Here is a 10,533-nt window from a genome sequence, read left to right as displayed (position 1 = left end):
GCCGTGTCCGCCCCCGCGCCCCTTCCCGACCTCCCCGTCACCTTCCGGCCGACCCGTACCCGGGCGGTGCTGCTCACCATCGGAGTGGTGCTGTTCGCCGTCATCACGGCGATCGCGCTGACACTCAGCCGGCTGAACCCGGGGGAGAAGGTCTCCTTCATCTTCACCGGGGCGCTCTTCTTCTGCGGACTGCTGATGCTCAGCCGGCCCAAGGTGGTCGCCGACCAGGAGGGGGTGACGGTGGTCAACCTGGTCTCCGTCCACCGCCTCGCCTGGCCGCAGGTGCTCCGCGTCAACCTCCGGGTCGGCGACCCCTGGGTCTATCTGGACCTGGCCGACGGCACCAGCCTGGCCGCCCTGGGCATCCAGCCCGGCATCGCCAAGCAGCACGCCATCCGGGACGCCAAGGCGCTGCGTGCGCTGGTCGAGGAGTACGGCACGGCTTCGCACGGCTGATCGTCGTGATTACCCTGTTGTCCAAGGCGCGCCGCGCGCCCCGCCCTGAACCGGGCCCCCTGCGACCCGAGGAGTGATTCCCTCCAGCGATGGACGGATCGTCCTGTAGTACCTGCGCCGCCCCTCATACCAAGGCGGCGGCATGAGTATCACCCTCTCCCTGCTGCTGCTCGCGGCAGCACTTCTGCTCATCCTGGCCAACGGCTTCTTCGTCGCCGCGGAGTTCGGCCTGGTCACCGTGGAGCGGGCGGACGCCGAGCGCGCCGCCGCGGACGGCGACCGGCGGGCCGGCACCGTGGTGCGGGCCCTGCGCGAACTCTCCTTCCAGCTCTCCGGCACCCAACTCGGCATCACCATCACCTCCCTGGTGGTCGGCATGCTCGCCGAGCCGGCCCTGGGCGAGCTGCTGGCCGCCCCGCTGGCCGCCACCGGACTGCCCGGCGGCGCGGTGCCCGGGGTGGCCGTGGTGGCCGGCATGCTGGTGGCCTCGGCGGTCCAGATGGTCGTCGGCGAACTCGTCCCGAAGAACTGGGCGGTCTCCCGTCCGATGCAGGTGGCGCGGTTCGTCGCCGGACCGCAGGACGCCTTCTCGCGCTTCTTCCGGCCGCTGATCGCCCTGCTCAACGCCGTCGCCAACCGGCTGGTGCGGGCCCTGGGGGTGGAGCCGACCGAGGAACTGGCCTCCGCCCGCACCCCCGGCGAGCTCGTCTCGCTCGCCCGCCACTCGGCCCAGGCCGGCGCCATCGAGCAGGACACCGCCGACCTGTTCGTACGCACCCTGTCGCTGGGCGAACTGACCGCGCAGCACGTGATGACGCCCCGGGTGCGCGTCAGCGCCCTGCAGTCCACCGCCACCGCGGCGGATGTGCTCAACCTCACCCGGGCCACCGGGCTGTCCCGGTTCCCCGTCTACCACGAGCGTCTCGACGAGGTGGTCGGCATGGTCCACCTCAAGGACGCCCTGGCGGTGCCCGCCCACGAGCGGAGCCGCACCCCGGTCCGCCGGGTCGCCAAGCCCCCGCTGCTGGTGCCCGAGACCCTGCCGGTGCAGCCGCTGCTGCAGCGGCTGCGCAGCGAGCAGCCGATAGCCGTGGTGGTCGACGAGTACGGCGGCACCGCGGGCGTGGTCACCCTGGAGGACATCGTCGAGGAGCTGGTGGGCGAGGTCCGCGACGAGCACGACGACGAGTCGGCGGACACCCCCGACCTGACCCCGCTGCCGGTCGAGGACGGCCGGCCCGCCTGGGAGGCCGACGGCAGCTGCCGGGTGGACACCCTGCGGGGCATCGGCCTGGAGGTCCCGGACGGACCGTACGAGACCGTGGCCGGACTGGTCGCCGATCTGCTGGCGCGGATCCCGGCCCCCGGTGACATCGCCGAACTGCCCGGCTGGAAACTGGCCGTCCGGCAGGTCGGCCACCATCGCGCGGAGCGGGTGCGGATCGTCCGTACCGGCACCGCCCCGGCCCCGGTGGGAGCGGACCGATGACCGCCGTACAACTGCTCTTCGCCGTACTGCTGGTACTGGCCAACGGCTTCTTCGTGGGTGCCGAGTTCGCCCTGGTCTCGGTGCGCCGCAGCCAGATCGAGCCGCTCGCGGCCGACTCGGCCCGTGCCCGCACCGTGCTCTTCGGGCTGGAGAGCCTGCCGCAGATGATGGCCGCCGCCCAGTTCGGCATCACCATCTGCTCGCTGACCCTGGGCGCTGTCGCCGAACCCACCGTCGCCACCCTGCTGGAGCCGGTCTTCCACCTGGCGCACGTGCCCGAGCAGCTGGTGCACCCGCTCGGCTACACGATCGCGCTGGCCGCCGTGGTCTGCCTGCATCTGCTGATCGGCGAGATGGTGCCGAAGAACCTGGCCATGGCGGCGCCGGAGAGGACCGCGCTGTGGCTGGCTCCTGGCCTGGTCGCCTTCGCCCGGGTGTGCCGCCCGGTCACCGCGGGACTGGGCGCCTGCGCCCGGGTGGTGCTGCGGTTGTTCCGGGTGGAGCCCAAGGACGAGGTGGAGGCGGTCTTCACCAGCGAGCAGCTGGGCCATCTGGTGGACGACTCCCGGCAGGCCGGCCTCCTGGAGCCGGAGGAGCGGGAGCGGCTCGCGGACGCCCTGGAGCTGGGCAGCCGCCCGGTCACCGATGTGCTGCTGGACTCCGCCCGACTGGTCACGGTGGACCCCGCGGTGACCCCGCGGCAGATCGAGGAGCTGACCGTGCGCACCGGCTACTCGCGCTTCCCGGTGCGTGGCCCTGGCGGTGCCTTCATGGGATACCTGCACGTCAAGGACGTCCTGGACCTGGAGGAGCGGGAGCGGGCGGTACCGCAGCACGTGTGGCGGCCGATCGAGACCCTGCGGGCCGAGCTGCCGCTGGACGACGCGCTCACCGTGATGCGCCGGGCGGCCTCCCACCTGGCCGCGGTGGCGGACGCCTCGGGCCGGGTGCTGGGCCTGGTGGCCCTGGAGGACGTGCTGGAGAAGCTGGTCGGCGAGGTGCGCGACCCGGCGCACCGGAGCACGGTGCGACCCCGTACCGCGCCGGGCGCCGAAGGCAGCGAGGACGGCCGCAAGTCGCTCCCGGTCAGCGTGGTCTGAGGGGTACGCCCTCCCCCTGGAACTCGCCCCGGTCGGGGCCGGGGGAGGGCGTACCGCGCCCGTAAGGAGCGCTGGGGCACCTCCCGGACGGACTCTGGGGGAGAGCCGCGCCACCAGCCGCAGCCGGCCCGCACCGTGCCGACCGCGATGGCCCGCAGCCTGCGCACCAGAAATCCAGCGGAGCGCTCAGGACGGCGGGTTGTGCGGGCCGCGCCCGCTGAGCACCTCACCGTAGGCCTGCATCAGGTCCGGCAGCCGCAGGGTGGCCAGATCCTCACGGGTGGGGATCCCCGTCCAACCGGAGAGCCGCAGATCGCGGTAGGCGCAGCTCTTCTCGTAGAGGGTGCGCAGAAAACGGCCGTTGCCCAGCTCGTCGATCCAGTCCTGGTCCACCACGTGCCCGCTGATGCTGCGCAGCTCCTCCACCGCCTCCTCGTCCCAGCGGTCGCCGTTCTCGGCGGCCAGCACCTCGCCGATCCGGGTGAGTTCCAGCGGACGGTAGCTGGGGAAGTCCACCCGGGTGGTGAAGCGCGAGCCGAGACCGGGGTTGGCGGCCAGCATCCGGTCCATGCCCTCCGGATAGCCGGCCAGGATCACCACCAGCCGGTCGCGGTTGTCCTCGGCGCGCTTGAGCAGCACCTGGAGCGCCTCGTCACCGTAGGCGTCGCCCTTGCTGTAGCCGGAGTTGGACAGGCTGTACGCCTCGTCGACGAAGAGCACCCCGCCGAGCGCCGAGTCGATCAGCTCGTTGGCCTTCACCGCCGTCTGGCCCAGGTACTCGCCGACCAGATCGGCCCGCCCCGCCTCCACCAGATGGTCGCCGGCGAGCAGCCCCAGCGCGTAGAACACCCGACCGAGGATCCGGGCCACCGTGGTCTTGCCGGTCCCGGAGGGGCCGGAGAAGACGAAGTGCCGCTTGGGCGGCTGCACCGGAAGGCCCTCCTCGGCCCGCAGCCGGGCCATGTGCAGCTGCGCGGACAGCGCCCGCACCTGGCGCTTGACCGGCTCCAGGCCCACCATCCGCTCCAGCTCCCGCAGCGCGCTCTCCAGCAGCGCCGGATCGGAGGGGCCGGGGCGGGCCGGGCCCTTGCTCTTCTCCCGCGGCCCGGGCGGGCCCGCGCCCAGCGGCGGCAACACGGGGTCGGGGCCGCCGGGGGCCAGCAGATCGCGCCCCTCGACGGGGTCGGGCCCCGCGCCCGGCGGCTCGGGTTCGGTGACCACCGGGACCGGCCCCTCCCGGTTGTCCGGGACGTCCTGGACCACCCCGGCGAGCGAGGGGACGGCGGCCAGGTCCGCCGGTTCGTCCAGGCCGTCCTCGGCGATGGCGGCCAGCCGGGCGGCGGTGTCCATGAAGGAGGAGTCGACCCGGTGCACCGCCCGGTACAGCGGCAGGGCGGCTGCCGAGCGCCCGGTGCCCTCATGGGCGCGCGCCAGCCAGTAACGCAACTCCTTGCGCTGCGGTTGCTCGCTGCGGCAGCGCATCAGCGCGGCGGACAGCAGCGGCTCGGCCTGGCTGTACATCTCCAGCCGGACCCGGGCCATGCCGCCGAACAGCCCGGCCTCGATGCCCAGCAGCGGATCGTCGAGCAGCGGATCGGTGTACCGCACCAACTGCTCCCAGTCCTTGACCAGATAGGCGCGGCAGGCGTGCAGGAAGCGGGCCTGGGGGTCCGCCTCCACCGGCGGGCAGCCGGCCAGCGCCCGGTCCAGCTCGGCCACATGGCGGCCGTCCAGCCAGTGCGAGGCGTGCGCCAGCAGCAGGTCGCGGCCGGTCTCCAGGACCGGCTGCACCCACCAGCCCAGCCAGTACCAGGAGTTGAGGGAGCGTCGGTGGCGGGCGCGCTGCTCACCGAAGCGGTCCCGGTGGCGGTACATGCGCAGCAGCGCGTTCGCGGTGTCGGCGCGCAGCGCGTGCAGCCCGAGCCAGGCGTCGGCCATGCCCGGGTCCTCGCGGACCGCGGTGCGGAATTCCTCCTCGGCCTGTGCGTACGCGCCCATGGTGTAAGCGTCGACGCCGCGCAGCCAGGCGAGTTCGGCCGGGGCGTGCGAGCCCTGGATGCCGAAGTCCATCACGTCCCCCACAAACCGTGCCCCCGTGGTGTGCCGACCGGGCGTGTGCCGGCCGCCGTACGAACCGCCGTGCCGTGGCCGGGGATCGGCCGGTATGCCGCCGCCGCGTACCTACCCGCGACGGTGCACCGTTTCGCATCGTACCTGCGCAGGCGGCACCAGCCGAGGGTGCCGCAGCACCGATCACGGCCCGGATCGCGGGGTGCCGGGCGGATCGGGGGAGTGGTGACCGAGGGTGATGGAGAGCGGAGGGGCAAATCTGGTCCAATCGCCCACCGCGTACAGAACGGAGCCCCCGGTCACGGGGGAACGACCGGGGGCTCCGCGCTCTGGGCGACTCGTACGAGCCGCACATTCAGAACGTAAGTCCTGTATGGGTCCCAGGTCAAGCCGAGTTGGGGCACTTGTCACGGGTCGGACCCCCGGCGCCCCGCGCCCTGGCGAGGGCGTCACGCAGGGTGATCCTCGTGCGGTCGGTTCGCGGCCGCGGGGCCCGGCAGCACCTGGTACCCCGTGGCGCTCTGCCGCACCAGCAGGTCGGCGTGCGGGCGGGAGGGGTCGGCGGCGAAGTGGGCGCGCTCCGCCGGCAGCCAGCCGGCCCAGAACCCGGACTGCTCGGGGCCGTCGCGCCGCTGTCCGCGGGCCCAGGACAGCTGTTCGGGCACGTCCATCCACAGCAGGCGGGCCAGGTGCGGCCGAAGGGCGCGGCGCCCGCAGCCCACCCCCTCGATCAGCACCACCGGCGCGGGCGGCACCTCCTCGCGCGGCTCGGGGAAGCGGGCCGCGGTCCAGTCGTAGGCGGCGAACCGGGCCGGGCGCCCCTCGGCGAGCGGGCGCAGGACCTGCCGGTCGAGCCGCTCGGTCCAGGCGAAGAGCTCGGCATGGGTGGCGAGGTCGTCGGTGTGCACCACCGGCGCCCCGCCGAGCGCGGCGGCCAGCCGGGCGGCGAAGGTGGTCTTGCCGGAGCCGGCGTGCCCGTCCACTGCCACCAGGCGCACCGGCCCGCAGGAGGGCGGCAGCGCCCGGAGCCGCTGGGCGAGTGAGCTGAACGTGTCCATCCACTTCAGCGTAGGGGGTTCTCCGGCGGGCCCTCGCGCCGTCGCGGCGCCCGGCCCCGGGTGCCCGGGCCGGCTCCGGGAGGTGCCCTCGACTCCTCGCCTCTCGGGAAGCCGGGACGGGCCGGATCACGCCAATGGCCTATACCAATATTGGTTCGCGCCACAGAGGGGAATGACTGGCCTGAAACCGCTCGCAGCGTTCATAGTTGGGCGACTGCCCGCCTCACCGCCCCGCTGGGCCACGACTGGGGGGACCCCCGATATGACCGGATTCACGCCCCGCCGCACCGTGATCGCCGCCGCCCTCGGCGCGGCGACCGGCCTCGCCGCCACCACCGCCGCGCACGCCGCCCCGACCGGTCCGGCGCTCCGCCCCGCGGCCGGCGGCGGCACCGTCGCCTACCGAGGGTGGACCAGTCGCGCCGACTGGCGCGGCGGCACCCACCAGGGCACCCGGCCGTCCGCCGAGGCCCACTCCGGTCTGGTGATCGCCCGCCCGGTCGGCACCCTCGCGTACGCCGACCCGCACACCGGCACCACCGCCGACTGGGAGTACGCCACCTGGACCTCCCCGGCCGTCACCCCGGGCACCCCGGCCGGCGAGGCCATCGTCTCCTGGAACGCCCGCACCCCGGTCGGCACCTGGCTGCAGGCCGAGCTCCAGGGCCGCTACAACGACGGCACCGCCACCCCCTGGTACGTGATGGGCCGCTGGACCTCCGACGACGGCCCGGGGTCCATCCGGCGCACCTCGGTGGACGGCCAGAAGGACGGCAAGAGCTCGGTGTGGACCGACACCTTCGCCATCGACGACACCGCCGGCGGCCTGCGGCTGGCCTCCTACCGGCTGCGCCTCACCCTCTACCGCACCCCGGGCAGCACCCTCACCCCCACGGTGTGGCGCGTCGGGGCGATGACCTCGGACGTCCCGGACCGCTTCGAGGTGCCGGCCTCGGTGCCCGGCCTGGCCGGCGGCCGGGAGCTGGTGGTGCCGCGCTACTCGCAGAACATCCACGTCGGCCAGTACCCCGAGTACGACAACGGCGGCGAGGCCTGGTGCAGCCCCACCTCCTCCCAGATGATCGTGGAGTACTGGGGGCGCCGGCCCAGCGCCGCGGACCTGGCCTGGGTCGATCCCGCCTTCGCCGACCCGCAGGTGTGCCACGCCGCCCGCTTCACCTACGACTACCAGTACCAGGGCTGCGGCAACTGGCCCTTCAACGCCGCCTACGCGGCCACCTACCGCGACCTGCGGGGCGTGGTGACCCGGCTGGGCTCGCTGAACGACGCCGAACGGCTGATCGCCGCCGGCATCCCGCTGATCACCTCGCAGTCCTTCCTGAAGGAGGAGCTCGACGGCGCGGGTTACGGCACCGCGGGCCACCTGATGACGGTCATCGGTTTCACCGCGGACGGCGATGTCATCGCCAACGACCCCGCGAGCCCCAGCGACGAGGCCGTCCGGCACGTCTACAAGCGCCGCCAGTTCGAGAACATCTGGCTGCGCACCAAGCGCTACAACGCGAGCGGAAAGGTCACCTCCGGTTCAGGCGGAGTTTGCTATCTGTATTTCCCCGTCAAACTCAGTGAGGCGCAGAAGCGGGCGCTGGCTTCCGTCGGGGTCCGCTGACGGGGCAGCCAAAACGCGGTACGTAACGTAACCGTGGGCTGCTGTTTCGTAACTCCTTGGCGATAGTGGGCCGTTGTTTTCCGTTTGCTGCTTCCATTCGAACGAACGATCAGTAATCTCGGCTCAGCACCGTGGTGAGACGATGGCGCGAGCGCGCTGACGAGCTGGAGAAACTGACTGATGGAGCGTTGCACCTGGGGCCCCCGCGGCGGCATTCCCGGTCGTGCGCAGGTCGAGCGCCTCCGTGATCTCCACGGACCGGTTGCCCTGCCGGTCGCCGCCGTGCTCCACTTCGTCAGGGGCGGGGACGGTGCGTGGCAGGCGGCGCCCGGGCCGCGCGAGCCGCGGCTACCGGAGAGCCGGCGGGATGCCCGCGCCCTGGTCGACGGCGGCCCCGGAAAGCCGGAAGAGAGCGAGGAAGTGCAAGACGTGTACCGGCGCAGGGGCACGCCGCCCGCCGTGCTGCCACCCCGCGGGACGAAAAGGCCCGGTCCATCCCCCGAGCAGGCCCGCCCGGGGCGGGCGGCCCCGCCGCACCGGAGCCCGGGCCGCGGTGGCGGAGGACCGGGCGAGCACTCGGTCGTGTACAGCGGAATCGCGGGCGTAGGACGGAAGATATGAGTTCGGGCGCAAGCGGCACGGACGGAAGACAGGACCACCAGGAGACCGGGCCGCATGCCTTCGCGGCCCGGTGGAGCCGGGCGGTCCACCCCACCACCGCGACCCCATTGACCCTGGCGGAGTTCGAGCACTACCTGGTACCCCTGGCCCGCCGGCTGGGAACCGCGTTGCGCGCGCCGGAGTTTGACACCCAGTCGGCCTACGAGGTCGGTGCGGCACTGGTGGACGTGCAGTGCTCGGAGCCCGAGGCGCTGCCGCACATCCTCGGGGTGGTCGACGCCCACCTGGTGGAGTACTTCCCGACGGAGGAGATCGGCGAGGACGACCGCCGGGCCCGGTGCAGCCGGCTCCAGCACGCCCTGGCCGCCGGGTTCGTCCGGGAACTGCGCGAGCGCACCCGCAGCGAGCAGGAGGCCATCTCGCGCGCCGCGCTGGCCGCCCGTACCGAGGCGGAGCTGGCGCTCTACGACAGCGAGGCCAAGTTCCAGGCGGTGTTCGAGGGCTCCGCCATCGGGGTGGGCATAGCCGCCCTGGATGGCCGGGTGCTGGTGGTCAACGACGCGGTGGCCGACATGTTCGGCGGCCGGCAGTACTTCGACACCCCGCGGAACGTCCTGGACTGGGTGCACCCCGATGACGCGCCCGGAGCGCTCGACCTCTACCACGAGCTGGTCACCGGCAAACGCGACTTCTTCCGCATCCAAAAGCCCCACGCCCTCCCCGACGGCAGTGTGCTGTGGGCCAACCTCACGGTCACCCTGCTGCGCGACTCCGCGGGTCGGCCCCAGTACCAGCTGACCCTGATGGAGGACATCACCGAGCAGCGGCAGCTGGAGGAGCGGCTGCGCTACGAGGCCACCCACGACGCGCTCACCGGTCTGCCCAACCGCACCCTGTTCCTGGAGCACCTCGAGAAGGCCATCGCCGGCGGTGCCAGGACCGAGCGGTTCGGCGTCTGCTACCTGGACCTGGACGGCTTCAAGGCGGTCAACGACAGCCTCGGCCACGCGGTCGGCGACAAGCTGCTGAGGGAGGTCGCCCGGCGGCTCCAGGCCTGTGTGTCGGCCCCCGACGAGATGGTCGCCCGGGCCGGCGGCGACGAGTTCGTGGCCCTGATCGCCCGGCCCACCGCACAGGCCGACGCCGCCGTGCTGGCCCGCCGGATGCTCGGCGCCCTCGCCGAGCCGGTCACCGTGGACGGCCGCGAACTGCTGGTGCGGGCGAGCATCGGGGTGGTCGACGGGAGGGCCGGGGAGATGGGCCGCGCCGAGGTGCTGCGCAGCGCCGACATCACCATGTACCGGGCCAAGGCCGCCGGCGGCAACCAGTACGTGCTCGCGGACGCCGACTCCGACGCCCGGGTCATCGCCCAGCACAGCCTGACCACCCGACTGCCCTCCGCCCTGGAGAACGGCGAGTTCTTCATCGAGTACCAGCCGCTGGTCCGGCTCGCCGACGGCACCGTGCGCGGCGCCGAGGCACTGGTGCGCTGGCTCCACCCGGTGCACGGTGTGCTCGGCCCCGACCAGTTCATCCCGCTCGCCGAGAGCACCGGGCTGATCGTCCCGCTGGGCCGCTGGGTGCTCCAGGAGGCCGCCCTGCAGGCCCGCGCCTGGCGGGCGGAGGAGAACGGCAGGCTCCGGGTCAACGTCAACCTCTCGCCCTGCCAGCTGCACCACAAGGACCTGGTGGCGGACACGGTGGCGGTGCTGGAGGAGGTCGGCCTGTGCCCCAGCGCCCTGTGCCTGGAGGTCACCGAGACCGACCTGATCGGCGCCGACGAGGACGCCCTGCGCCCGCTGCGGCAACTCGCCGACCTGGGCGTGGACATCGCCCTGGACGACTTCGGCACCGGCTACTCCAACCTCGCCTACCTGCGCCGGCTGCCGGTCAGCACGCTCAAGCTCGACCGCTCCTTCACCCGCGGCATGCAGCGTGCCCCGGCCGACCCGGTCGATGTGAAGATCGTCGAGGGCATCGTCTCGCTGGCCCACACCCTCGACCTGGCGGTCACCGTGGAGGGCGTGGAGACCGGCGTCCAGGCCGAGCACCTGCGGATGCTGGGCTGCGACACGGCCCAGGGCTGGTACTACGCCCGCCCCGGCCTGT

At 73.1% G+C, this 10,533-nt stretch carries 7 protein-coding genes; 5 read left to right on the top strand and 2 right to left on the bottom strand.

Annotated elements, in window-relative coordinates; translation table 11 throughout:
* The first annotated feature begins 3 nt into the window (after positions 1 to 3).
* From E4099_RS22140 to E4099_RS22130, 3 genes are all read left to right on the top strand, one after another.
* Entirely contained in the window at positions 4 to 456 is a 453-nt protein-coding gene (locus E4099_RS22140; RefSeq protein WP_135340862.1) for a PH domain-containing protein, read from the top strand.
* A gap of 148 nt (positions 457 to 604) precedes the next feature.
* Positions 605 to 1,945: a hemolysin family protein gene (locus E4099_RS22135; RefSeq protein ID WP_135340861.1), complete on the top strand. Its 1,341-nt coding sequence runs from the start codon at positions 605 to 607 to the stop codon at positions 1,943 to 1,945.
* Positions 1,942 to 3,045 carry a hemolysin family protein gene (locus tag E4099_RS22130; protein ID WP_135340860.1) on the top strand — a complete coding sequence of 368 codons (1,104 nt, stop codon included), beginning with the start codon at positions 1,942 to 1,944 and terminating at the stop codon, positions 3,043 to 3,045. Before E4099_RS22135 ends, E4099_RS22130 begins: the two co-directional genes overlap by 4 nt.
* A 186-nt stretch (positions 3,046 to 3,231) precedes the next feature.
* Here the strand turns inward: E4099_RS22130 and E4099_RS22125 are convergent, their stop codons facing one another.
* Entirely contained in the window at positions 3,232 to 5,115 is a 1,884-nt protein-coding gene (locus E4099_RS22125) for an AAA family ATPase (protein WP_135340859.1), read from the bottom strand.
* A gap of 449 nt (positions 5,116 to 5,564) precedes the next feature.
* On the bottom strand, positions 5,565 to 6,173 hold the full coding sequence (locus E4099_RS22120; protein WP_135340858.1) for a uridine kinase family protein: 609 nt from the start codon (positions 6,171 to 6,173) through the stop codon (positions 5,565 to 5,567).
* Between the two features lie 262 nt (positions 6,174 to 6,435).
* Between E4099_RS22120 and E4099_RS22115 the strand changes: the two genes are divergently transcribed.
* Positions 6,436 to 7,803 (top strand): peptidase C39 family protein, encoded by a 1,368-nt coding sequence (locus E4099_RS22115; protein WP_135340857.1) that lies wholly within the window; start codon positions 6,436 to 6,438, stop codon positions 7,801 to 7,803.
* A 617-nt stretch (positions 7,804 to 8,420) separates the two neighbouring features.
* The coding region (locus E4099_RS22110) for a putative bifunctional diguanylate cyclase/phosphodiesterase (RefSeq protein ID WP_135340856.1) at positions 8,421 to 10,533 on the top strand (2,113 nt) is incomplete at its 3' end.

Source organism: Streptomyces palmae (assembly GCF_004684805.1).
GTDB lineage: Bacteria > Actinomycetota > Actinomycetes > Streptomycetales > Streptomycetaceae > Streptomyces > Streptomyces palmae.
This window is presented reverse-complemented; position numbering and strand designations above follow the sequence as displayed.

What these genes read in the sequence shown, in the direction of transcription:
- E4099_RS22130 (WP_135340860.1), top strand. Translation starts at nt 1,942, where the DNA reads ATGACCGCCGTACAACTGCTCTTCGCCGTACTGCTGGTACTGGCCAAC.
- E4099_RS22120 (WP_135340858.1), bottom strand. Translation starts at nt 6,173, where the DNA reads ATGGACACGTTCAGCTCACTCGCCCAGCGGCTCCGGGCGCTGCCGCCC.
- E4099_RS22125 (WP_135340859.1), bottom strand. Translation starts at nt 5,115, where the DNA reads ATGGACTTCGGCATCCAGGGCTCGCACGCCCCGGCCGAACTCGCCTGG.
- E4099_RS22115 (WP_135340857.1), top strand. Translation starts at nt 6,436, where the DNA reads ATGACCGGATTCACGCCCCGCCGCACCGTGATCGCCGCCGCCCTCGGC.